Source organism: Phytohabitans maris (assembly GCF_031085175.1).
Classification (GTDB): domain Bacteria; phylum Actinomycetota; class Actinomycetes; order Mycobacteriales; family Micromonosporaceae; genus Phytohabitans; species Phytohabitans maris.
The window spans coordinates 149469-172665 of record NZ_JAVHUY010000001.1 but is presented as its reverse complement, the minus strand read 5'-3'; the positions used below and the strand labels follow the sequence as shown (position 1 = coordinate 172665).

Annotated in this window: 19 protein-coding genes; 1 reads left to right on the top strand and 18 read right to left on the bottom strand. The window is 71.1% G+C overall.

Going from position 1 to position 23197, the window contains the following annotated elements; translation table 11 throughout:
- Positions 1-17: 17 nt before the first annotated feature.
- The 18 genes from RB614_RS00755 to RB614_RS00670 form a co-directional block, all read right to left on the bottom strand.
- Positions 18-1088 (bottom strand): polyprenyl synthetase family protein, encoded by a 1071-nt coding sequence (locus RB614_RS00755; protein WP_308710320.1) that lies wholly within the window; start codon positions 1086-1088, stop codon positions 18-20.
- Complete coding sequence (locus tag RB614_RS00750) at positions 1085-2467, bottom strand: alkaline phosphatase family protein (protein ID WP_308710319.1); 1383 nt, start codon at positions 2465-2467, stop codon at positions 1085-1087. Before RB614_RS00750 ends, RB614_RS00755 begins: the two co-directional genes overlap by 4 nt.
- A complete protein-coding gene (eboE, locus tag RB614_RS00745) occupies positions 2464-3570 on the bottom strand; it encodes a metabolite traffic protein EboE (RefSeq protein WP_308710318.1) in 1107 nt (368 codons plus the stop codon). Before eboE ends, RB614_RS00750 begins: the two co-directional genes overlap by 4 nt.
- Positions 3570-4418, bottom strand: a complete 849-nt coding sequence (locus RB614_RS00740) for a TatD family hydrolase (RefSeq protein WP_308710317.1) — start codon at positions 4416-4418, stop codon at positions 3570-3572. The genes eboE and RB614_RS00740 overlap by 1 nt, the downstream gene beginning before the upstream one ends.
- A complete protein-coding gene (locus tag RB614_RS00735; protein WP_308710316.1) occupies positions 4418-5008 on the bottom strand; it encodes an EboA domain-containing protein in 591 nt (196 codons plus the stop codon). The genes RB614_RS00740 and RB614_RS00735 overlap by 1 nt, the downstream gene beginning before the upstream one ends.
- Complete coding sequence (locus tag RB614_RS00730; RefSeq protein ID WP_308710315.1) at positions 4992-5846, bottom strand: sugar phosphate isomerase/epimerase family protein; 855 nt, start codon at positions 5844-5846, stop codon at positions 4992-4994. Before RB614_RS00730 ends, RB614_RS00735 begins: the two co-directional genes overlap by 17 nt.
- Positions 5843-6706 carry an SCO3242 family prenyltransferase gene (locus RB614_RS00725; RefSeq protein WP_308710314.1) on the bottom strand — a complete coding sequence of 288 codons (864 nt, stop codon included), beginning with the start codon at positions 6704-6706 and terminating at the stop codon, positions 5843-5845. The genes RB614_RS00730 and RB614_RS00725 overlap by 4 nt, the downstream gene beginning before the upstream one ends.
- The gene (locus tag RB614_RS00720; RefSeq protein WP_308710313.1) at positions 6699-7838 is read right to left on the bottom strand and encodes an inositol-3-phosphate synthase; all 1140 of its coding nucleotides are present in this window, start codon (positions 7836-7838) and stop codon (positions 6699-6701) included. Before RB614_RS00720 ends, RB614_RS00725 begins: the two co-directional genes overlap by 8 nt.
- A 204-nt stretch (positions 7839-8042) precedes the next feature.
- Positions 8043-11333, bottom strand: a complete 3291-nt coding sequence (locus RB614_RS00715; protein WP_308710312.1) for a ThuA domain-containing protein — start codon at positions 11331-11333, stop codon at positions 8043-8045.
- 326 nt (positions 11334-11659) lie between these two features.
- Positions 11660-12880, bottom strand: coding sequence for a Gfo/Idh/MocA family protein (locus RB614_RS00710; protein WP_308710311.1), 1221 nt, complete (start codon positions 12878-12880; stop codon positions 11660-11662).
- A gap of 30 nt (positions 12881-12910) precedes the next feature.
- The gene (locus RB614_RS00705; RefSeq protein WP_308710310.1) at positions 12911-13966 is read right to left on the bottom strand and encodes a substrate-binding domain-containing protein; all 1056 of its coding nucleotides are present in this window, start codon (positions 13964-13966) and stop codon (positions 12911-12913) included.
- A gap of 76 nt (positions 13967-14042) precedes the next feature.
- Positions 14043-15110, bottom strand: a complete 1068-nt coding sequence (locus RB614_RS00700; RefSeq protein ID WP_308710309.1) for an ABC transporter permease — start codon at positions 15108-15110, stop codon at positions 14043-14045.
- On the bottom strand, positions 15107-16654 hold the full coding sequence (locus tag RB614_RS00695; RefSeq protein ID WP_308710308.1) for a sugar ABC transporter ATP-binding protein: 1548 nt from the start codon (positions 16652-16654) through the stop codon (positions 15107-15109). The genes RB614_RS00700 and RB614_RS00695 overlap by 4 nt, the downstream gene beginning before the upstream one ends.
- Positions 16651-17829 (bottom strand): ROK family transcriptional regulator, encoded by a 1179-nt coding sequence (locus RB614_RS00690; protein WP_308710307.1) that lies wholly within the window; start codon positions 17827-17829, stop codon positions 16651-16653. Before RB614_RS00690 ends, RB614_RS00695 begins: the two co-directional genes overlap by 4 nt.
- A 178-nt stretch (positions 17830-18007) precedes the next feature.
- On the bottom strand, positions 18008-19093 hold the full coding sequence (locus RB614_RS00685; RefSeq protein ID WP_308710306.1) for a sugar phosphate isomerase/epimerase family protein: 1086 nt from the start codon (positions 19091-19093) through the stop codon (positions 18008-18010).
- Positions 19094-19377: 284 nt separating this feature from the next.
- The gene (locus RB614_RS00680) at positions 19378-20187 is read right to left on the bottom strand and encodes an ABC transporter permease (RefSeq protein ID WP_308710305.1); all 810 of its coding nucleotides are present in this window, start codon (positions 20185-20187) and stop codon (positions 19378-19380) included.
- Positions 20187-20936, bottom strand: a complete 750-nt coding sequence (locus RB614_RS00675; protein ID WP_308710304.1) for an ABC transporter permease — start codon at positions 20934-20936, stop codon at positions 20187-20189. The genes RB614_RS00680 and RB614_RS00675 overlap by 1 nt, the downstream gene beginning before the upstream one ends.
- A gap of 1 nt (position 20937) precedes the next feature.
- Positions 20938-21870 (bottom strand): ABC transporter ATP-binding protein, encoded by a 933-nt coding sequence (locus RB614_RS00670; RefSeq protein ID WP_308710303.1) that lies wholly within the window; start codon positions 21868-21870, stop codon positions 20938-20940.
- 113 nt (positions 21871-21983) lie between these two features.
- On the opposite strand from RB614_RS00670, the gene RB614_RS00665 reads away from it, so the two are divergent.
- A complete protein-coding gene (locus RB614_RS00665; RefSeq protein WP_308710302.1) occupies positions 21984-23195 on the top strand; it encodes an ROK family transcriptional regulator in 1212 nt (403 codons plus the stop codon).
- Positions 23196-23197 lie beyond the last annotated feature (2 nt).

Genomic DNA, 23197 nt, shown 5'->3' with positions numbered 1-23197 from the left:
CCGCCGGCGGGCCCGCCTCAGCGCTGCCGGTCGATCGCCGAGCCGGCCAGGGCCACCAGCGCGTCGCGCGCGTCGGCGGAGATCGGGGCACCGGCGAGGGCGGCGACGGCCGCGTCCGCGCGTACCCGGATCATCTGCTCGATGCGGTCGAGCGCGCCGGTGTCGACGATGATCGCGCGCAGCTCCTCGGCGCCGCCGGCGTCGAGGTCCGGGTTTCCGAACAGGTCCCGCAGCCGGGCGGCCTGTGCCCGGTCGGCGCCGCTGCGGGCCAGCGCCATCATCACGGTCGGCTTCCCCTCGCGCAGATCGTCCAGGATGGACTTTCCGGTGAGCGCGGGGTCGCCGAAGACGCCGAGCACGTCGTCGCGGAGCTGGAACGCGTCGCCGAGCGGGTCGCCGAACGCGGCGTACGCGGAGTGCAGCTCCGCCCCTCCCCCGGCCAGCCCGGCGCCGATCTGCAGCGGCCGGGTCACCGTGTAGCGGGCCGCCTTCATCCGGATCACCGTGAGCGCGCTCGCCACCGAGCCGTCGCCGACGCCGGAGACCAGGTCGAGGTACTGGCCGGCGATGACCTCGGTGCGCATGTGCGCGAAGACGCCGTACCCGCGGTGGATCTGCCCGGGCGGCAGCCCGCACTCGTGAAACATCTGGTCGGCCCAGGCCGCGCAGAGGTCGCCGCAGAGCAGCGCGGTGTTGCGCCCGAACGAGGCCGGGTCGCCGCGCCACATCGACTTGGTGTGCAGCTCGGCGAAGACCTTGTGCACCGACGGCTCGCCGCGGCGCCGGTCACTGCCGTCCATGATGTCGTCGTGGATGAGCGCGAACGCGTGGAACAGCTCCAGCGCGGCGGCCGCGACGACCACCTCCTGGCGGTCCAGGCCGCCGGCGCCACGCCAGCCCCAGTAGCAGAACATCGGCCGCAGCCGCTTGCCGCCCGCGAGCACGAAGCGGCGCAGCGTCGCCAGCACGCCCCGCGGCGCGCCGTCCGGCCAGTCCGGGTCCTGCCGGTCGATGAACGCCGCGAGCTCGGCGTCGAAGCGTCCGCGCAGGTCGTCCAGTTCGGACCCCTGGGCGACGACAGCGGTCATGACGTCAGCCCGGCCAGGCTGAGCAGGAAGCGCTTGACCTCCGTCGCGGCGAGGTGCGGGCGGGCCGCCGAGCGGTCCGAGCAGATGAGCACGGGGGCGTCGTTGGGGTGCGCCGGGAGCCGGCCGTGGCTGCCGCGCACCGCTTTCGCGCCGGCGTCCAGGCCGACGACGCTCATCATGTAGCGCATGCCGAGCTTCTTGCGGGCCAGCGCGGTGGCCGCCCGCCGCTTCGCCGCCGCCGGCGCGGCCGGATCGAAGAAGAGCTCGGCCGGGTCGTACCCGGGCTTGCGGTGGATCTCGACGAGCCGGGCGAAGTCGGGGGCGCGGGCGTCGTCGAGCCAGTAGTAGTACGTGAACCAGGCGTCCGGCTCGGCCACCAGCACCAGCTCGCCGGAGCGCTCGTGGTCCAGGCCGTGCGCCGCCTTGCCCGCCTCGTCCAGCACCTCGGCGACGCCGTCCAGAGTGGAGCAGAGCTTGGCGACCGCGGGGATGTCGGCCGGATCCTTCACGTACACGTGGGCGATCTGGTGGTCGGCGACCGCGAACGCCCGGGACGTCCACGGATCCAGGTACTCCATACCGTCCTGTGTGTACACCCGGAGCAGGCCCTCGCGGCGCAGCATCCGGTTGACGTCGACCGGGCGGCTCGCGTCGGTGATGCCGTACTCGGAGAGCGCCACCACCGTCGCCTCCCGTGCCTTGGCCGCGTCGAGCAGCGGGCCGAGCACCCGGTCGAGCGCCGTCGCGGCGGCGACCGCCTGCGGCGAGGAGGGGCCGAAGCGTTGCAGGTCGTAGTCGAGGTGGGGCACGTACACGAGGGTGAGGTCGGGGTTGTGGTCTGCCATGATCTTCTCGGCCGCCTTGCAGATCCAGGCCGAGGAGGGCATTGCGGCGCCCGGACCCCAGTACGTGAAGAGCGGGAAGCCGCCCAGCGCGCCGACGAGGTCGTCGTGCAGCTCCGGCGGATCGGTGTAGCAGTCCGGTTCCTTGCGCCCGTCCGCGTAGTAGATGGGGCGCGGCGTGACCGTCCAGTTGACGTCGGCGCCCATCGCGTACCACCAGCAGACGTTGGCCACCGTGTAGCCGGGCTGGGCCTTGCGGGCCGCGTGCCACAGCTTCTCGCCGCCGACGAGCGCGTTGTGCTGGCGCCACAGCAGCACGTCGCCGACGTCCCGGAAGTACCAGCCGTTGCCCACGATCCCGTGCCCGGCGGGTGTCTCCCCGGTCAGGAACGTCGACTGCACGGTGCAGGTGACCGCCGGCAGCACGGTGCCGAGCGAGGCGTGGAAGCCGGCGTCGGCCACGGCCCTCAGCCGCGGCATGTGCGCCAGCAGCCGGGGCGTCAACCCGACCACGTCGATGACGACCAGCGGCGTCATGCTGTTGCCTCCTCGCTCATCAGGGCACGGGCAAAGGCGAGCTCGGCCGCGATCCCCGCGGCCACCTCGGCGTCAGTGCGGGGGCGCTGCTCCTGCGGGAGCACACCCCACGTGTACGTCTCCACGTCGAAGTGGTCGCACGCCGGCTCGGGAGTGGCCAGCAGCTCGCGCATGGCGGCGCGGAGCACCGGCACGGTGGAGGCGAGCGGCGCGGCCGGCTCGGCGTGCAGCGGCACGTGGTAATGCACCCGCCACGGGCCTTTCAGCTCCCGTTCCAGCGCCTCGTCCAGGTCGTCGGCGGCGTCCCCGTACGCCGAGCGGGTCTGGTGCAGGAAGCGCGGCTCGACGTACCCCTGGAGCACCTCGGCCGCGGCGACCGGGTCGGCGGCCTCCAGCGCGGCGGAGACCTGCACCTTGACCACCGGCAGGCCGGCCGCCCGGAGGCGGGCCAGCGCCTCGGCCGGCTCCTCCCAGGCGCAGGCGAGGTGGGCCAGGTCGAGGCAGACACCGAGCCACTCGGTGTCCACACCGGACAGCGCGGTGACGGCTTGGGCGGTGGTCTCCACGACGCAGCCCGGCTCCGGCTCGAACGCCACCCGCACCGGCCGGCCCGCGCGCTCGGCGATCCCGGCCAGCCCGGCGGCCAGCTCGTCCAGCATCCGCGCGGCGGCGCCCGCCCGGCCGGCGTCCCACGGCTCGCGCCAGGCCAGCGGCAGCGTGGAGATGGAGCCGCGGGCCGCGTGGTCGGGCAGCAGGTCGACCAGGACGCGGGCGAGGTCCAATGTGTAGTCCAGGCGGCGCCGGTCGGTCCAGTCCGGGTGGTAGACGCCGAGCTTCACCACCGGGGCCTGAAACGCCTCGTACGGAAAGCCGTTGAGGGTCACCACCTCCAGCCCGCGCGCGTCCAGCTCGCGGCGGAGCCGCTGGCGCAGCGCGGCATCGGCGGCCAGCTCGGCGGCGAGCGGGGCGGCCAGCCACAGCCCCAGCCCGAGCACGTCGGCGTCGAGGTGCCGGCGGATCGCCACGGCGTACGTGTCGAACTGCCGCACGATCCCGTCGAAGTCTTCGGCCGGGTGCACGTTGGTGCAGTAGCTCAGGTGCATCAGCTGCCCCCGCGCAGGATCGAGTTGCCGGCGAAGGTGGCTTCCTTCTCCACATCGGACAGATCGAGGCGGCCGGACTGCCCGTAGAAGTCCACCGGGTTGCGCCACAGCACGCGGTCGACGTCGTCTTCGCTGAAACCGGCCGCCAGCATCGCGTCGGCCGTCGTACGGGTCAGCAGCGGATCCGAGCGTCCCCAGTCGGCGGCCGAGTTGACGAGCATCCGCTCCAGCCCGTACTCCCGCAGGATATTCACCATGCGCGGCGGCGACATCTTGGTGTCCGGGTAGATGGAGAAGGCGAGCCAGCAGCCGGAGTCGCGGACCAGCCCGACGGTCACCTCGTTGAGGTGGTCGACGACGACGTGCCCCGGCTCGATGCCCGACTCGGCGACGACCGCGAGGGTCCGCTCGGTGCCGCGGGCCTTGTCCCGGTGCGGCGTGTGGACCAGCGCGGGCAGCTCGTGCTCCACCGCGAGGGCGAGCTGGGCGGCGAAGACCTCGTCCTCTTCGGGGGTCATCGAGTCGTACCCGACCTCGCCGACCGCGACCACACCGTCCTTCTCCAGGTAGCGCGGGAGCAGGTCGAGCACCTCGCGGCAGCGGGGGTCGTTGGCCTCCTTGGGGTTGAGCGCGATCGTGGCGTGGTGCCGTACGCCGAACTGGCTGGCCCGGAACGGCTCCCACCCGACGAGCGAGTCGAAGTAGTCGGTGAACGAGCCGACGCTCGTACGCGGCTGCCCCAGCCAGAACGCCGGTTCCACGATGGCGGTGATGCCGGCGGCGGCCATCCGCTCGTAGTCGTCGGTGGTCCGGGAGGTCATGTGGATGTGCGGGTCGAAGATGCGCATCAGAGTCCCTTCAACCGGTCGAGCAGGGCGAGCGCGTCGGGGGCCATGTCGCGGCCGGCCGCCTGGCGCTCCTCGACCAGCCCGCGGAGCATGGTGGCGAGCTCGGCGTCGGCCCGCTCGTCGAGACTGTCCACACTGGAGAGCGGCAGCCCCATGAAGACGCACTTGAGCACCGCCTGCCGCCAGGCCGCGTCGTCCAGGTGCCGGGCGTACGGCCCGAGGGCGGCGGCCACCAGCCGGGTGTCGTTGGTGCGGATCGCGTCCTGCAGCAGCGGCACGCCCTCGTCCGCGATCGGCAGCAGCGGCAGGGCCTTGAGCACGGCCCGCTTCTCGGCCGCGTCGCCGTACCGGTAGAGCCCTTCCGCCTCGGCCGCGACCCGGTCCGCCGGCAGCGCCGCGAGCAACTGCACCCGCGCCGCCTCGTCGGCACTCCAGCCCGGTACGTCCGCGAGCGCGTCCCGCCCGACCCGCCGCCCGGCCGCTGGGAAGAGCCGCCCGATCGCGCCCGGATCGCCCGCGACGCGCTCCAGCGCCTCGCCCAGCCACCCCTGCGCGGGTACGGCCGCCCGCAGCTCATTCAACGTTGTCATACACAGCCTCCCCATCCCGCTCGGCCTTGCGGAGGAACTCGACGGACTGGGCGGCGACCGTCGGGGCGGCGTGCGAGTGGCGGGGCAGCTCGACGGCGACCAGGCCGGTGTAGCCGGCGTCCGACAGCGCGCGGAGCACCGGCGGGAAGTCGATCTCGCCGGTGCCGAACTCCAGATGCTCGTGCACGCCGCGGCGCATGTCGTCGATCTGGACGTTGACCAGGTGGTCGGCGACCGCGAGCACGCACTCCGGTACGGGCAGCGGCTCCAGGCAGCGGCAGTGTCCGATGTCGAGGGTGATGCCGAAGCCGGGCGGGGCGCCCAGGTCGGCGTGGAGCCGGCGCCAGGCGGCGATGTCGTCCACCAGCATGCCGGGCTCGGGCTCGAAGCCGAGCGTCACCCGCACCGCCGCCGCGAACTCGACGATCTCGGCGCAGCCGCGGACCAGGCGGTCCCACGGGTCGGCAACGCCGGCCGGGGTGACGCCGGACCAGAACGAGACCGCCTCGGCGCCCAGGTCGGCGCCGATCCGCACGGCGCGGCGCAGGAACTCCAAGCGCTTGGCCGGGTCGTCGTGCAGCAGCGTCGGCGCGTGCTTGTGCCACGGGTCGAGCAGGTACCGGGCGCCGGTCTCGATGACCACCGACAGGCCGAGCCGGTCCAGTGTGGACGCCACCGCGTCCGTGCGGCGGGCCAGATCGGGCGCGAACGGGTCGAGGTGGTCGTGGTCGAGCGTGAGCGCCACGCCGTCGTACCCGAGGTCGGCGATGACGGCCAGCGCATCGGTGAGGCGGTGGTTGGCGAAACCGTTGGTCCCGTACCCGAACCGGATCGTCATGTCGGTGAGACCTTCCGGGCGAGCCGGCGGGCGAGCGGCGCGAAGGCCGCGACCACGACGCCCGTGGCGGGCGCGCCGGCGCTGGCGGCGAGCGCGCCCTGCAGCGGCGGGAGGCCGGTGATGCCGGCGCCCACGGCGGCCCGCACCCGGGCCGCGGAGGGGTCGGCGGCGACCCGGGCCTGTGCCGCGCCGTAGCCGGCCGCGTACCACGCGGCGAGCGCACCCGGCACCGCGGCCGCCCCGCGGCCGTTGCGGGCCGCGGGCAGGCCGGCGGAGAGGGCGACGGCGGCCGTGCCGGCCAGCGTCGCGGCGGGCAGCGCGCGGTCGGCGCCGGAGACCTCGCGGCGGGACAGGGCGGTCACCGTGTACGTGTGCGCGGCGACCGTCAGCGCCGCCGGCAGCGCCCGGACCACCCGGCCGGGTGCGGCGCCGAGCAGCACGTCCAGCCCGCGGCAGGCGGCCATGACGGCGGGACCGGCGGGGGTGTTCTTGGCCCGCAGGTCGTACGCCCACACGGTCCCGGCGAGCGGGAGCGCCACGGCCAGCGCGCGGCGGCCGCCGGCCAGCGCGGCGAGCGCGACGCCCGCGACGGTCAGGCCGGCCGCCACGCCGAGGGCCTGCGACGGTGTGACGCGGCCGGACGGGATGGGGCGTTCGGGGCGCTCCACCGCGTCGAGCTCACGGTCGGCCCAGTCGTTGGCGGCCATGCCGGACCAGTAGAGGCAGACCGACGCGGCGGCGAGGCCCGCCGTGCGCGGCCGGAACGCGCCACCCGCGGCCGCGCCGGCGACGACATCCCCGGGTACGGAGAGTGCGGCGGGCGCCCGGACCAGCTCGACCAGGGCGCGCAGGCTAGGCATCGGCGAACCCGCGGACGAACGACGCGAGCAGCGCCCACTGCTCGGCGAGCGCGTGCGGCACCGTCCCCAGTGGATCCTTGAAGAAGAAGGCGAGCTCGGTCAGCGGCCCGCTGCGGCCGGACTTGTGCGCGGCGGCGGTGAGCCGGGCCAGGTCGAGCACGAGCGGCGCGGCCAGTGCGGAGTCGCAGCCGTGCCAGGTGAACTCCATCCGCATCGAGGTGCCGAGGAAGCCGCTGAACGTGATGAGGTCCCAGGCGGTCTTGAAGTCGCCGATGTCGTCCACGTACTCGATGCGGGTGTTGCCCTGCGGCTCGTAGCCGAGCGTCTCGCCGAGCACGCGCTGCTTGCTGGTCGCCTTGGCCGCGTTGGCCCCCGGGTCGGCCAGGTTGGCGCCGTCGCCGCCGCCCAGCAGGTTGGTGCCGGACCAGGTGCGCACGCGCAGGTGGCGCATCGCGAACATCGGCGCCAGCACCGACTTGACCAGCGTCTCGCCGGTCTTGCCGTCGTGCCCCGCGTACGGCACGGCGTGCCGGTGCGCGAGCGCGTCGAGGGCGGGCAGCCGGGCGCCGGTCGACGGCGTGAAGTCCACATAGGAGCAACCGGCGGTGAACGCCGCGTACGCGTAGAGCGAGCTGGGCGGCAGCACCGCGCCGGGCACGCCGAGCGCCTGCCGCAGCGCGTCCGCGTCGCCGTGCGCGGGATGCGGGGCGGGAGCCGGCTCGGTGGAGGAGACGTTGACCACGACCACGCGTTCCAGGCTGTGCCGGAAGCGGAACGCGGCGATGTCTTCGGCGATGAGCGCGGCGGTCTCGAGCTGCGTGGCGGCCGCCGGCACTGGCCGGATCTCCGCCTCGACGGTGGCCAGCTCCTCGGTGAGCGCGGCGACCAGGCGGGCCGGCACCACGCCGGCCGCGGCGAGGGCCTCGGCCTTCTTGCACAACCGGGTGGACGCCGGGTCGTGGCCGCCGAAGACCAGGTCGCCGAGGGCCGGCAGCGCGGGGCTGCGTAACTGCTCCAGCTCGGTGACGCAGCCGGTGGGGTCGGCCAGCCCGGCCCGGATCGCGGTCGCACCGACAATGCTGGTCACGGCGACTGAACCGCGCCCGCCAGCGAGCCATACACCTGTCGCCATGGTGACCTCCCACCTCGATTAGATACCAACGATGTTTCGATCGCTGGTTGGGCCCCGCCCACCCGCCTGCCGGATGGCACCACCGAAACGGCGCCGGAGTCGGCGGCAACGACGCTGTCCCGGCCCGGCGGGCAGGGCGGACGGGGCTGTGGTGAGCGGGACCGGTCGGCGTCCGTTCCCGCCCTCCACGTCTAGGCTCCGGCGCTATGCGGCCCCGGAGGTACTGGAGAACTCGACCCAGTTGAGGTTGACCAGCCCGGTGGTCGGGCCGCCCGACACCGCACCGAATACCAGGTAGAGCCGTTGCGTGCCGGCCGCGTAGCTGACCGGGACGCTCTGGCTCGCCCAGGAGTTGGTGCCGCTGGTCGCGTTGAGCGTGGCCGTGGCGACGACCGGGCCGGTGGGCGAACCCGCCCGCAGCTCGACCGTTGCCCGCGGCGTGCCGGCGGTGGCGGTACCACCGCTGGCGTAGCGGAAGGTGACCGAGCTGACGCCACCCAGGTTGACCGGGTCGAACGCGATGTGGTCACCCGCGTCGATGCCGGTCACGTGCTGGCCGCCGCCCGTGTCGTTCGTGTTGGCCAGCGTCACGCCCTGCTGCACCTGGGCGAACTCGGCCTGCTGCTGGCGCACCTGGATGACCGCCTGGCCGACCGTGGTCAGCGCCGGCTGGCCGTTGCCGCCCAGGTCGGTGTAGGAGGCGCTGATCCCGCCGTACAGGTAGCCGCCCGCGTGGTCGGCGCCGTCGGGCGGGCTGGGCAGCGTGCCCGTGCACCCGGTGGTGGCGGTCATCTCGTGGCCGTGCGTGTCGTGTCCGAGGACGAACGACACCCGTACCCGGCTGCAGTCGATGGTGCCGTCTTCGGGGTCGGTGACGGTCACCGTGTACGGGATCGTGTCGCCCCAGTTGAAGAACGTGCCGGAAACCGGAGCGGTCACCGTCACCGTCGGTGCCGTGTTGCCGACGACGATCTCACGGGTGAGCACAGCCGTCTTGCCGGTGGAGTCGGTCACGGTCAGCTTGGCGTTGAAGACGCCGTTGGTGGTGTAGGTGAACGACGGGTTCGGGTCGGCCGAGTCGACCGTGCCGTCGCTGGTGAAGTCCCAGGCGTACGAGATGGACTCGCCCGGGTCCGGGTCGTACGTGCCCTCACTGCTGAACGAGACGGTCAGCGGGGTCTGCCCGGAGGTGGGGGTGGCGGCCAGCTTGGCCACCGGGGCGCGGGTGCCCTTCACGTACCGGATCATGGCGAGCTGCGCGTCCGGGTTGGCCCGGAAGAAGCCGTCGCCGTACTCCAGGAAGTAGATGTTGCCCTCCGGACCGATCTCCATCTCCATCAGGTTGTCGAAGACGAAGCCGGGCAGGAACTGCTCGACGCCGGTCAGGTTGCCCTTGCCGTCGGTCTGCATCACGAACATCTTGTCCCGGGTGAACTCACCGAAGAAGACCGCGTTGTTGTAGTACTCCGGCAGCTTCGTCTCCGAGTCCAGGTTGGCGTCGTACTTGTAGATCGGGCCGCCGTGCGGGCCGACGCCACCGGTGCCGATCACCGGCCACTTGAAGTCGCACGCGGTCGGCGGGGTGGACAGGTAGGCGCCCGCGCACGGGGTGAGGGCGTTGTACGTGTACCAGAACTGCGGCTGCTGCACGGCTGGCAGCACGGTCCGGCCGGTGTTGCGCGGCGAGTTGTTGACCGGTGCGCCGCAGTTGAACGGCTGGCCCGAGGTGCGGGTCACGAAGTCGAAGTCGATGTACGGCAGGCTTGGCGAGAAGCAGTACGGCCAGCCGTAGTTGCCCGCCGTCTTCGTGGCGAACCAGCGACCGACGCCCTCCGGGCCACGGGTCGCGCTCGGCACCCGCGAGTCCGGCGAGTAGTCACCGACGTACACCATGCCGCTGGCGTCGACGTCGAAGCGGAACGGGTTGCGCAGGCCCATCAGGAAGATCTCCGGACGGGTCTTGTTGTCGTAGTCCTGGGTCTCCGGGAAGAGGTTGCCGTTCGGCACGGTGTACGTCCCGTTCGCCTTCACCTTGATCCGGAGCACCTTGCCGCGCAGGTCGTTGGTGTTGCCGGCGGAGCGCTGCGCGTCGTAGCCGGGGCCCTGGGTGGGCGACTCGTTGATCGGCGTGAAGCTGTCCGAACCGCCGGCGTTGGTGTCGTCACCGGTGATGAGGAAGAGGTTGCCCTTGCCGTCGAACTTCACCTTGCCGGCGACGTGGCAGCAGATGCCGCGGTCGGTGTTCACCCGGATGATCTGCTGCTCGCTGGAGAGGTCGAGGTGCGGGGTCGGTGACTCCACGAACTTGAACCGGGACAGCTGGTTGTACCCCTTGAACTTGTCCCAGACCGTGGGGTCGTTGCTCGTCGCCGGCGCGTCGCCCTCGTTGACGCTGGGCGTGGCCGGGTCGTCCATCGGGGTGTCGAGCCGCGGCGCGTAGTAGACGTAGACCCACTTGTTGCTGGCGAAGTCGGGGTCGATCGTGACCGTCTGCAGGCCGTCCTCGTCGTGGCTGTAGACCGGGATGGTGTTGATGACCGGGCTGGCGCCGGTCTCCGGGTCGTACAGCCGGATCTCGCCGCCCCGGGTGTTGTGCAGCACCCGGCCGTCGGGGAGCACCGACAGCGACATCGGCTCACCCGGCTCGTCGTTGAGCGTGACCTTCTCGTAGTTGGCGAGCACGGTCGCGCCGCAGTCGCCCTCGACCACGCCGGCCGACCACTGGATGCCGCCCAGCAGGTGCTTCTTGAAGCTGCCGTTGCGGTAGGTCTCGATGGAGTGGCCGAGCCCGGTGTACCACGAGCGGCCGCCCTGGTAGTCCTTGCACCAGGCGACCGGGTGGTCGTAGCCCATCGTGCCGCCGCTGTAGCCCTTTTCGTCCACAGTGGCCAGCACGTGCGACACGCCGCGGACGTTGGTGGTGTAGTTGTACCACTCCTCGTTCAGCGACAGCTCCCGCGGCACCGTCTCGGTGGACGGGTGCGCCCGGTCGGCGACCTTCACGGTCGCACCGTCCACTCCGGACGCGCCGGAGACGCCGGTGCCGAGCACGTTGCGGTAGAATGTCCAGTCCTGCTCGGTCTCGGCCGCCGCGTGTACGCCGACGTAGCCGCCGCCGGCCCGGAAGTACGCCTCGAACGCGGCTTCCTGAGTGGGGTTGAGCACGTTGCCGGTGGTGTTGAGGAAGACCACCGCGCGGTAGTTGGCCAGGTTTTCCGCGGTGAAGGCGCCACCGTCCTGGGTGACGGTGACGGTGAAGCCGTTGTCCGCACCCAGCGCCCGGATCACCCGCACACCGTCCTGGATGGACGCGCGGCGGGCGCCGTCGGTCTTGGTGAAGACGAGCACCTTGTAGGACTCGGGGGCGCGGGCGTCGGAGCGCAGGGCCTCGGGACCGTTCTCTTGCGCGATGAGCGGCTCAGGTGTAGGTGTCGGTGCGGCGGTCGCTGGGGCGGCGGCCATCAGCGGGATGGACAGCGCGGTAGCGGCGGCCACGGACAGCCACCGTGAGCGGGGCCCCCGCGAAAACGTTCTTCGTAGCTCCACGTTTTCGTGGGGTGCTCTTGCGGGTGAAACCATGTAACCCTCCGGGGTCTGGGTGTGGGTTCCCTACCCCTGGCGCGGTGCCATTGCCCGCCAAGGTCGTGCGAGCGCGCGTTTGGTGCTGGTCGTACGGCGCGGCTGAGTCTGGGTTCAACCGCGCCGTACGGCCGCCCCGGAGCCCGTCCATCCGGACGCGGGGCGCAACCGCGTCCGGACCCTCGCGGGCGGGCCCGAGGTGTCGAGGTGGGCACGCGCCACCGCGCCCACGTTGGGTGAGGTCAGGCGGCGACTCCGGCGAGTGCCGGCGCCACCTCGGTCCACGCCGAACCCTGCTCCGCCGAGCGGATCACGGCGTCCATCACGAGCTGAACCTGGAGAGCGTCGACAAAGGAGGGTGTGGGGTCCGCTCCGGTGCCGACAGCCTCCAGGAAGTCGCGCATCTCGTGGGTGAACGTGTGCTCGTACCCGATGATGTGCCCCGGCGGCCACCAGGCCGACAGGTACGGGTGGTCGGACTCGGTCACCAGGATCCGGGTGAAGCCCTGCTCCGTGCCGGGCGCGGTGGCGTCGTAGAACTCCAGCTCGTTCATCCGCTCGAAGTCGAACGCGACCGAGCCGAGCGAGCCGTTGATCTCCACGCGCAGGGCGTTCTTGCGGCCGGTGGCGAAGCGGGTGGCCTCGTACGTGCCCACCGCACCGCCGTCCAGCCGGGCCAGGAAGAGCGCGGCGTCGTCCACTGTGACCTCACCGGTCGCCGACCCGTCCGCCACAGAGCCATCTGCTTGGGCTCCGCCCAAAGGAGCGAGGCCGGCGGCCGCCGACGGCAGCGGGCGCTCCTTGACGAAGGTCTCGCTGAGCCCGCTGACGCCGGTGATCCGCTGCCCGGTCACGAACTGGGTCAGGTCGATGATGTGCGCGCCGATGTCGCCGAGGGCACCGGAGCCCGCCTTGTCCCGCTGCAACCGCCAGACGAGCGGAAACTGCGGATCCACGATCCAGTCCTGCAGGTACGCCGCGCGGACGTGCCGTACGACACCCAACCGTCCACTCTCGACGAGGTGGCGCATGATGGCCACGGCCGGTACGCGGCGGTAGTTGAACCCGCACATGGACCGTACGCCGGCCGCCTGGGCCTGGACCGCCGCGGCGACCATGGCCCGTGCCTCCTCGACGGAGTTGGCGAGTGGTTTCTCGCACAGGACGTGCTTGCCCGCCTCCAGCGCGGCGATCGCGATCTCGGCATGGCTGTCGCCCGGCGTGCAGACGTCGACCACGTCGATGTCGTCGCGGGTGATCAGCTCACGCCAGTCGGTCGTATACGCCTCCCAGCCGAGTCGCGTGGCGGCCTCGGCCACCTTCGACTCGTCACGGCCGCAGATGACGGACATGCGGGCGCGTGCCGGAAGGTCGTACACGCGGTTCACGGTGCGCCACGCCTGCGAGTGCGCGGCGCCCATGAACGCGTAGCCGACCATGCCGACCCGCAGCTCTTTATCCATGGTGGACAAGGTGGGTCTCCCCCCGTTACGTCAGAACCCGAGCTTGAGGTAGTTGCTCGCGTTCTCCTTGGTGATGGTCTCGGAGGCGAGGATGATCTCCTTCGGGACCTGCAGCTCGACCAGGTCGGACATGCCCTTGTTCTGGGCGATGAGCCGGGCGAGCGAGATCGCCGACGAGGCCATCGAGGGGCTGTACGTGACCGTTGCCTTGAGGACGCTGTTGTCGGCCTGGATCGCTTCGATCGCGGCCTTGGAGCCGGCGCCGCCGACCATGAGGAACTCGCTGCGGTTGGCCTGCTGGATCGCGGCCAGGACGCCGATGCCCTGGTCGTCGTCGTGGTTCCACAGAGCGTCCATCTTGGGCAGTGCCTGGAGCAGGCTGGCCGCCTCGCGCTGGCCGGAGTCGGCGGTGAACTCGGCCGCCCGGCGGTTGCCCACCTTGAAGCCGGCCTGGGCCAGCGTGTCGGCGAAGCCCTTCGACCGCTCCTGGGTCAGCTCCAGCGAGTCGATGCCGGCGATCTCGCCGATCACCGGGCTGGCGACGTTCTTCGCCTTCATCTGGTCGATGATGTAGTGCGCGGCGGAGACGCCCATGCCGTAGTTGTCGCCCTTGATCTGCAGGCGGTAGGCGAGCGGGTCGGGGAAGGCGCGGTCGAGGTTGACCACCGGGATGCCGGCCTTCATCGCCTCCAGGCCGAACGCGTTGAGCTCCTTGCCGTCGTGCGGCAGCAGCACGATGATGCTCGGCTTCTGCGCGACGAGCGTCTGGAGCGCGGCGCGCTGGGCGGCGGCGTCGGCACCGGCCTCGACCGTCTTGAATTCGACGTCCGAGTACGCGGCGGCCTGCGCCTTGGCGTTGTTGGTAATCGCGGCGATCCAGCCGTGGTCGGCCGCCGGCGCGGAGAAGCCGATGGTCACCTTCTCGCCGGGCGCGGCGTTCTGGTTGTTGCCGGCGGCGGCCGTCTGCGCGCCACCGCTCGGCTCGTCCTCCTCGTTGCTGGTGCACGCGGTGAGCAGGGCTCCCGCGCCGAGCGCGGCCCCACCGAGCAGCAGCCGGCGACGGGACAGGTCGGACGCGTGTTTCATGACGACCTCCGGTATTGGGGTGCAAGGGATCCGGCGGCCGTCCCGGGATCGGACGGTCACCAAGGGGTATGGGTAACTAGCTGGTGGTGATCTTGCTGTTCTTGGCGAAGAACTGCGTGACTGCCTTGAACTGGATCTGCTGGATCAGAACGGCGAGGACGATGATGCCGCCCTTGACCATGTTCTGGACCTCGGTGGAGAGGTTGTTGATCGCGAACAGGTTGGTGATGGTGGAGAACACCAGCACGCCCAGGAGCGAGCCGATGATCGTGCCGCGGCCGCCGCTGAGCAGGGTGCCGCCGATGATCGCCGCGGCGATCGCGTCGAGTTCGTACAGGTTGGCCATGGCCGCCTGGGCGGAGTTGGCCTGCGAGGTGAGCATTACGGCGGCGATGCCGCAGCAGAGGCCGGACAGCGCGTACAGCAGCAGGGTGTGCCGCTTGACGTTGATGCCGGCCAGCCGGGCCGCCTCCACGTTGCCGCCGACCGCGACCGTGCGCCGCCCGAAGGTGGTGCGGTTGAGCAGGACCCAGCCGGCGGCGACGACCGCGGCGAGGATGTAGACCAGCACCGGTACGCCGAGGAAGTCATTGGCGGCGATGCCGTTGATGAAGTCGCTGGTCGACACCTGGGTCTGCTTGCCGGAGATCTGTGCCGCCAGGCCGCGGGCCGCGACGAGCATGGCGAGGGTGGCGATGAAGGCGACCAGCCGCCCGTACGAGATGAGGATGCCGTTGACGACGCCGACCCCGATGCCGACCGCGAGCGCGCAGAAGATCATGCCGCCGGCGCCGTAGTCCTGGGTGGCGAGCGTGGTGCTCCACACGCCGGCGAGGGCGATGATCGCGCCGACCGAGAGGTCGATGCCGCCGCCGATGATCACGAAGGTCATGCCGACCGTGACCACGCCGATGACGGAGGCCAGCTCCAGGATCGTGAAGATGTTGTTGCGCACCCAGGTGCCGTCACTGTAGAGTTCGGGCTTGGTGATGATGCCCGTGATGATCAGGATGGCGAGCACGGCGACGAGGGCGAGGTTGCGCCAGAGCCCCTCGGTTGAGTCGAGCTGCCACCAGCGCCGTTCCCCGGCAGCCGGCTTCTCCGGGTCTTTCTTCACCGGCGCGGCCGCGGTCTGCGCTGTCATATGGTGACCTCCTCAACTTGCAACGAACCCGCCATCACGAGGTCAAGCACGGTCTCTTCGTCGAGCTCGCCGGCCGGCGCCTCGCGGACGACCCGGCCTTCCCGCATGACGAGCACGCGGTCGGCCAGGCCCAACACCTCGGGCACCTCGCTGGAGACCAGGAGGACGCCCACGCCCTGGGCGGCGAGGTCACGGATCACGCGGTAGAGCTCGGCCCGGGCGCCCACGTCGACGCCGCGGGTCGGCTCGTCGAGCAGCAGCAGCTTGGTGTCGCCGAGCAGCCAGCGGCCCACGACCACCTTCTGCTGGTTGCCGCCGGAGAGCGTGCGCACGGCCCGCCGCACGTCGCGCGGGCGCAGATCGAGGCGGTCGGCGATGCGGTTGGCCTCCTGGACCTCGCGCCCGACGTTGGTGAAGCCGACCCGCGAGTACTCGCTGAACGTGGAGAGTGTCACGTTTCGGTAGATCGGCTCGCCGAGCAGCAGCGCCTGGCTCTTGCGCTCTTCGGGGGCCATGCCCAGCCCGGCCCGGACCGCCGCGCTCACGCTGCCCGGCCGCAGGTGCTTGCCGGCCATCCGCACCGAGCCCGCCTCGGACCGGCGGGCGCCGAAGATGGTCTCCAGCAGCTCGGAGCGGCCGGAGCCGACCAGGCCGGCGATGCCCACGATCTCACCGCTGTGGACGGTGAGGGAGATGTCGGCGAACTCGCCGGAGCGGGTCAGCCCCTCCACCCGCAGCAGCTCCTCGGCGCCGCTGACCTCGGGCGCGGGCTCCGGGAAGACGTACTCGATGGTGCGGCCGGTCATCCGGCTGACCAGGTCGCGGGTCGGCGTGGTGCGGGCCGGCAGGTTGGCCGCGGTGGTGCGGCCGTCCTTGAGCACCGTCACCCGGTCGCCGATCTCGCGAATCTCCTCCAGCCGGTGCGAGATGTAGATGACCGCGATGCCGTGCGCGGTGAGCCCCCGGATGATCCGGAAGAGGTTGGCCACCTCGTCGTGGGCGAGCACGGCGCTCGGCTCGTCCATGATGATCAGGCGGGCGTCGTGGGAGAGCGCCCGGGCCATGCTGACCACCTGCTTGCCGGCCGCCGGCAGCGAGCGCACCAGGCGACGCGGCGGGATCTCGGCGTGCCCCAGCTTGCCCAGGATCTCGCGGGTGTGGCGGGCCATGTAGCCGCGCCGCACGAAGCCGAAGACCCGCGGCTCGTGGCCGAGAAACGCGTTTTCCGCGACGGAGAGGTCTTCGACGAGGTCGAGCTCCTGGTAGATGGTGGCGATGCCGGCCCGCATCGCGGCCTGCGGGTTGGCCGGCGCGAACTCCTGGCCGAGCCACTCGATCTGCCCCTCGTCGGGGCGGTGCACGCCGGCGAGCACCTTGATGAGGGTGGACTTGCCGGCGCCGTTCTGCCCCAGCAGGCAGTGCACCTCGCCGGCGCGCACCTCGAGTTGCACGCCGTCGAGGGCACGCACGCCCGGGAACGTCTTGACGACGTCGGTGAGGCGGAGGACGACCTCGGCGCTCTGGTCTTCGGTGGTCTCGGTCATGACGCCTGCTCGAATGCCACGTCGCTGGCGAGCACGCCGGCGCCGGTGACGCCGGCCCGGGGTCCCAGCTCGGAGAGGACGACAGGAAGGTTGCCGGTCGCCAGCGGGAGCGAGCGGCGGTAGACGACGCTGCGGATCTCGGCGAGGAGGATGTGCCCGAGGTGGGCGAGGCCGCCGCCGATCACGATCATCGAGGGGTTGGCGAAGCTCACCAGCCCGGCCAGCACGCCGCCGACCCGCCTCCCCCCGTCACGGATGAGGCGGATGCAGGTGACGTCGCCTTCGCTGGCGGCCTCGGCGACGTCGCGGGCAGTGACCGTGCCGTTGGCGGCGAGCCGGTCGGCGAGCGCGGGCGACGTGCCGTTGCGCGCGGCGAGCGTGGCGTCCTTGGCGAGCGCGGCGCCGCTGAAGAGCGCCTCCAGGCAACCGACGTTCCCACAGGTACACATGGGACCGTGCGAGTCGACCTGGATGTGGCCGATGTCGCCGGCGCACCCATCGGTGCCGCGGTAGACGTCGCCGCCGAGGTAGATGCCGCAGCCGATACCGGTGCCGATCTTGACGAAGAGGAAGTCGTCGACCGAGTGGGCCACGCCGCCGTGCCGCTCGCCGATCGCCATGATGTTGACGTCGTTGTCCACCACGGCCGGGCAGCCGTGCTCGCGGGTGAGCAGCTCGCGCACGGGGAAGCGGTCCCAGCCCGGCATGATCGGCGGGGAGACCGGCACGCCGTCGCGGAAGCTCACCGGCCCGGGGACCCCGATGCCAACGGCGTCCAGCTTCTCGTACGCACCGTCCACTTTGGCCTTGGCGAGCAGCTCGTTGACCCGCTGCAGGATCACCTTGGGGCCGGAGCGGATGTCGGCGCTTTCGTTGTAAGCGGCGATCGGCTCGAGCCGGCCGTTGGTCACCTCGACGTCGACCGAGCTGGCGCCGAGGTCGACGGCGGCGAAGCGCAGCCCCGGGTTGAGCTCGACCAGAGTGGACCGCCGACCGCCGCGGGAGGCGGCCATGCCGGCCTCGGCCACGTAGCCGAGCGCGACCAGCCGGTCCAGCTCGCCCAGCAGCCGCGGGCGCGGGATTTCGAGCCGGTCGGCGAGCTCGGCGCGGGAGATCGTGCCGTGGTCACGCAACAGGCGGAGAAGCCGCAGGTGCAGTGGTTCGGCCATACGCACGGAACCCTCCCTCGGAAGTGGTTCACATCGACGCAACGTCGGCGTGTCGTGTCCGACACACTAGGAGCCTTCCGCTCCCGATGTCCAGACCTTTACTCGTACTGAGACACAACTTTTTTCAAAGTCAGCAGAAGTTGTGATCGGGGCGCCCCGTTGGAGCGCCCTGATCACCGCCTCATTACCGCTTGTAGATGGTCAAGTCCGACATGTTCTTGTAGCTGATGTCGGCGAACGAGAGGGACTGGCCGGGGTTGGCCGTGCCGCCGGGAGCGGTGTCCTGCTCCCAGTTGGCGTGGTGGATGTCCTGCTCGCCGATGACCTCGAAGAACTGCTGGAAGTTGATGTCGCCCTCGCCCAGCGGTGTCATCACGTACCCGTTGGTCTGCTCCGGCGCCTTGTCGCCGTCCTTCGCGTGGAAGAGCGGGAAGCGCTTGGTCCGGTTCGCCACGTTGATGATCGGGTCGAAGATGTCCGTCCTGACCTGTCCACGCGAGTTCGTGTAGGTCTGGTGCTTGAACCGGGCCACGTAGCCCCAGTAGATGTCGAACTCGAAGAAGACGTACTTCGGGTCGGTCTTGGCGAAGAAGTACTCCAGGCGGCGCACGCCCGACGAGCGCGTGGGGCGGCCGTTGGCGTCCAGCGGGCCGGAGTCGAGCAGGAAGCTGTACGCCACGTCGTGGTTGTGCGTGTACAGCTTCATCTTGCGCTCCTTGGCCTGCCGGCCGAGCTCGTTCCAGAGGTCCGCGGCGGCGTCCCAGTCCGACTGGTACGAGCTGTTGGTCGGGTCGGAGCCGGTGCCGATGTGCGCCATGCCCAGCTCCTCGGCGATGTCCAGCTGCTGCTGGAAGGTCGCCGCGTTGATGGAGGTGTGCGTGCCGTTGGCGACCAGGCCGTTGTCATCGAGGATCTTGCGGATCTCGGTCGGCGTGATCTGGCGGCCCAGGATCGAGGTGTTCTGGGTGTACCCGGCGAACTCGACCTCTTTGTATCCGATCTCGGCGAGGCGGGCGAGGACCCGCTCGAAGCCGTACGGGACTCCACTGTCGTCCGGTGCCGCGGTGATCCGGTCGCGCACGCTGTAGAGGATGATGCCGCGGTTCTGGCTGGGGATCAGCGGCTCCACGGTGATCTTCTTGTCACCGAGGGCCGGAGTGCTGGTCTGGAGCACCGGCAGGCCGGCGGCGCCGATCGCCGCGGCCGTGCCAGCCGAGGCCTGGAGCAGGCGGCGGCGGGTCAGCGCTTTCTTGGACTGTGGCTCGGACATGTAGCTTCTCCACCTTTCTTCGGCGGCCGGGACCGCCGTCGACGACGAGAGCAGAGGTGTGGTGGGACGTGTGAACGGAGAGCGGGTGCGGACGACCCAGCCCAGCGCCGCCGACGCGCCGGACCTGCGTGAATAGGGGGACTGGGAACCGTTTGTGTCTCACGTGTTACGTCTGTGGAGACGCTAGCCCCCAAGGTCGCCGAAAGATAGTGCCCGAACCAACAAACTTTTGCCTGTACGGACGAAAGATTTGCCTGTGGCGGGAGAAAGCGCTCTCTAGCTCATCACTTGCACAACAACTTCGCCATCCGCCGCGAAGCGATCATGAGGCCGATCGCCACCGCCGCCAGCAGGTACGCCACGTCGAGCCAGCCGGACGCGCCGAGCGTGCCGGTGCTGATGCCGCGCAACAGGTCGACCGCGCGGTAGAGCGGGGTCACCTCGATGACCCAGCGCAGCACCGACGGGTACGACTCGGCCGGGACGAATGTGCCGGAGAAGAGAAACAGCGCGAACTGCGCCGAACCGACCAGGTCGAAGTCCTGCCAGCCGCGCATGAACGTGGAAAGCGCCATGCCCAGCGCGCCGAACGCGAAACCGACCAGCACCGCCGCCGGAAACGCGACCAGTGCCCGCGGACCGGTGGTGAGGTCGAGCGCGAACATGACCACGAGGAACGCGGCCGAATAGAGCGAGCCGCGCACCATCGCCCAGGCGAGCTCGCCGAGCGCGATCTCGAACGGCTGCACGGGAGTGGCGAGCACCCCGTCGTACAGCTTCATGAACTTCATCTTCCCGAAGAAGTTGAAGGTGGTCTCCGACAGCGCGCCGGACATCGCGGCCGAGGCGAGCATCGCGGGTGCGACGAACGCCGCGTACTCGACGACCTGTCCACTGGGGAGCGTGAGATCGCCGACCAGGCCGCCCACCCCGACGCCGATCGACAGCAGGTAGAGCAGCGGCTCGAAGAAGCCGGAGATCAGGACGATCCAGTACGCCGACTTGAGCGCGGCGACGTTGCGCTCGGCGACCGAGGCCGAGCGGCGCCCGGCGCCCTCGAAGCTGACCAGCCGGGGAAGGACCAGCGCGACCACTAGATCACCAACCGCTTCTTGAACCGGACGCGGGCGATCGCGTAGCCGCCGGCCGCCCAGAGGGCCAGGTAGAGCAGGTGCCCGGGGATCGACCACTCGGGCGGGGCGCCGAGCGTGGCGGCGCGGGACAGGTCGACGCCGTGCCACAGCGGCGACGCGTACGCCAGCCAGCGCAGGCCGACCGGCAGCGACTCGACCGGGAAGAAGACGCCGGCGAACAGCGACATCGGGATCACCGCGAACCGGAACAGCAGCGCGAGGTAGCTGTCGCTGGTGACCGACGAACTGTAGGCGAACACGGGCGCCGCGAAGGCGAACGCGAGCAGCAGCGACACCGGCAGCACGGTCAGCGCCCACCACGAGTGCAGCGCCCCGAACGGCAGCGCCACCAGCAGGAACGCCACGGCGCCGGTGAGCGCCCGAAAGACCACGTAGGCCAGGTTGCCGCCGAGGATGTCGTCGAGGCGTACCGGCGTCGCGGCCTGCCCCTCGTAGGTGCGGACCCAGTTGAAATTGCTCAGCACCGGCCAGGTCGACTCGAACATGGCCACCTGCATGACCGTCGAGGCGATCAGGCCCGGGACGATCCAGTCGAGGTACGGCACACCGCCCACGCCGCCGTCGACGTAGTCTCCCACGCCGAGCCCGAAGCCGAGCACGGTGAGCAGCGGCAGCACGAACGTGGAGAGCGCGCTGCCCCGCCACACTCGCTTGTACGTGACCAGCCAGAACTCGAATACGGCCGTCATGTCAGTCCACCAGCGTCCGGCCGGTCAGGTGGAGGAAGACGTCCTCCAGGGAGCTGCGGCGCACGAGCACGCTGGCCGGTGCGAGCCCGCGGGCGTGCACGTCGGCGACCGCGGTGTCGCCGGCGCCGACGTACAGCAGGATGCGGTCGGGCAGCACCTCCAGCCGCTCGCCGAGGCCGCCCAGCTTGCCGGCGAAGTCTTCCTGCGACTCGGCGACGAAGCGCAGCTCGACCACCTCGCGGGTGGAGTGGCGCTCGATCAGCTCACGGGGTGAGCCTTCGGCGACGATGCGGCCGCCGTCCATCACCACCAGCCGGTCGCAGAGCTGCTCGGCCTCGTCCATGTAATGGGTGGTCAGCACCAGCGTCACGCCCTGCTGCTTGAGCCGGAACAGCCGCTCCCACACCAGGTGGCGGGCCTGCGGGTCGAGGCCCGTGGTGGGCTCGTCGAGCAGCACGATGTCGGGCTCGTTGACCAGGGCGCGGGCGATCGTGAGCCGCCGCTTCATGCCGCCGGAGAGGGGCTCGACCTTGCTGCCGGCCCGCTCGGCGAGCTGCACGAAGTCGAGCAGCTCGGCCGCCCGCTCGCGAGCGACCCGGCGCGGGATGCCGAAATACCGCGCGTACGTCGTCAGGTTTTCCTGGACGGTCAGCTCGGGGTCGAGGTTGTCGAGCTGGGGACAGACGCCGAGGCGGGCGCGGATGGCGGGGCCGTCACGGGTCGGGTCCTTGCCGAGGATCCGCAGCGTGCCGCCGGTGGGCGGGGAGACGCAGCCGATCATGCGCATGGTCGAGCTCTTGCCCGCGCCGTTGGGACCCAGAAAGCCGAACGCCTCCCCCGGCCGCACGTCGACGTCGATGCCATCGACGGCCGTGAAGTCGCCGAACCGCTTCACCAGCCCCCGCGCTTGGATGAGTGGTTGGGTGTTGGCCACCCGGGCACACTAGCCCCGCGGTACGACAAGGTCCCAGCCACTTTTCGAGGACTTTTGATGTCTCTGGAGAAAGTTCCCTCCGTATCGACCAAACTTTGCGCTATCTTGGCCGAATGGTTGGAGTGTGGCCCGACAATCGGCACCAGGCGGCGGTCCTCCGCCTCCTGCGCGACGGCGGGCCCCGCTCCCGCGCCGAGCTCGTCGACGCGGTGGGACTGTCCCGGTCGAAGCTCGCGGTCGAGATCGACCGCCTCATCGACCGAGGTCTCGTCGACACCGCCGGACCGGCCGCCTCTCGGGGCGGCCGGCGTTCGTCGGTGGTCCGGATCGCGGCGTCCACCCGCTTCCTGGGTATCGACATCGGCGCCACCACGCTCGACCTGGCGGTCACGGACGGCGAGATGCGCATCCTCGGCCGGGTCACCGAGCGCACCGACCTGCGCAAAGGCCCGACCGCGGTGATCGGCCAGGCGCTCGAGATGGTCAACAAGCTGCGCGTGGAGACCGCCACGACGCGGTTCACCGGCGCCGGCGTGGGCATCCCCGGCCCGGTGAGCTTTCGCGAGGGGATGCCGGTGTCGCCGCCGTTCATGCCGGGGTGGCACCGGTTTCCGGTACGGGAGACGCTGGCCGCCGAGCTGAGCTGCCCGGTGCTCGTGGACAACGACGTCAACATCATGGCGCTCGGCGAGATGCACTCCGGGATCGCCCGCTCGTTCGAGGACTTCCTGTTCGTGAAGATCGGTGCCGGCATCGGCTGCGGCATCGTGGCCGCCGGCGAGGTCTACCGGGGCGCCACCGGCAGCGCCGGCGACATCGGCCACACGTCGGTGGACCCGCACGGGCCGGTCTGCGTCTGCGGCAACAGCGGCTGCCTGGAGGCGTTCTTCGGTGGTGCCGCCCTGACCCGCGACGCGCTGGCCGCCGCCCGCTCCGGCCGCTCCCCCCACCTCGCCGACCGGCTGCGTGAGACCGGCGCCGTCACCCCGGTCGACGTCTCGGTGGCGGCCGCCGACGGCGACCCGTTCGCGATGGGCATGGTCCGCGACGGCGCCCGCCGGGTCGGGCAGGTGCTCGCCGGCCTGGTCAGCTTCTTCAACCCGGGCCTGATCGTGATCGGCGGCGGCGTCGCCGGTATCGGCCACGCGCTGCTCGCGGAGATCCGCTCGGTCGTCTACCGCTCGTCACTGCCGCTGGCCACCGGCGACATGCCGATCGCCCTGTCCGAGATGGGCGACGAGGCCGGGCTGGTCGGCGCCGCCCGCATGATCAGCGACCACATCTGCCACGACCAGGGCGCCAGCCACGCGGCCCGCCCGGCCTGAGA

Coding starts and splice junctions, on each gene's coding strand:
- RB614_RS00755 (WP_308710320.1), bottom strand. CDS start 1,088: ATGACCGCTGTCGTCGCCCAGGGGTCCGAACTGGACGACCTGCGCGGA.
- RB614_RS00750 (WP_308710319.1), bottom strand. CDS start 2,467: ATGACGCCGCTGGTCGTCATCGACGTGGTCGGGTTGACGCCCCGGCTG.
- eboE (WP_308710318.1), bottom strand. CDS start 3,570: ATGCACCTGAGCTACTGCACCAACGTGCACCCGGCCGAAGACTTCGAC.
- RB614_RS00740 (WP_308710317.1), bottom strand. CDS start 4,418: ATGCGCATCTTCGACCCGCACATCCACATGACCTCCCGGACCACCGAC.
- RB614_RS00735 (WP_308710316.1), bottom strand. CDS start 5,008: ATGACAACGTTGAATGAGCTGCGGGCGGCCGTACCCGCGCAGGGGTGG.
- RB614_RS00730 (WP_308710315.1), bottom strand. CDS start 5,846: ATGACGATCCGGTTCGGGTACGGGACCAACGGTTTCGCCAACCACCGC.
- RB614_RS00725 (WP_308710314.1), bottom strand. CDS start 6,706: ATGCCTAGCCTGCGCGCCCTGGTCGAGCTGGTCCGGGCGCCCGCCGCA.
- RB614_RS00720 (WP_308710313.1), bottom strand. CDS start 7,838: ATGGCGACAGGTGTATGGCTCGCTGGCGGGCGCGGTTCAGTCGCCGTG.
- RB614_RS00710 (WP_308710311.1), bottom strand. CDS start 12,880: ATGGATAAAGAGCTGCGGGTCGGCATGGTCGGCTACGCGTTCATGGGC.
- RB614_RS00705 (WP_308710310.1), bottom strand. CDS start 13,966: ATGAAACACGCGTCCGACCTGTCCCGTCGCCGGCTGCTGCTCGGTGGG.
- RB614_RS00700 (WP_308710309.1), bottom strand. CDS start 15,110: ATGACAGCGCAGACCGCGGCCGCGCCGGTGAAGAAAGACCCGGAGAAG.
- RB614_RS00695 (WP_308710308.1), bottom strand. CDS start 16,654: ATGACCGAGACCACCGAAGACCAGAGCGCCGAGGTCGTCCTCCGCCTC.
- RB614_RS00685 (WP_308710306.1), bottom strand. CDS start 19,093: ATGTCCGAGCCACAGTCCAAGAAAGCGCTGACCCGCCGCCGCCTGCTC.
- RB614_RS00675 (WP_308710304.1), bottom strand. CDS start 20,936: ATGACGGCCGTATTCGAGTTCTGGCTGGTCACGTACAAGCGAGTGTGG.
- RB614_RS00665 (WP_308710302.1), top strand. CDS start 21,984: ATGGTTGGAGTGTGGCCCGACAATCGGCACCAGGCGGCGGTCCTCCGC.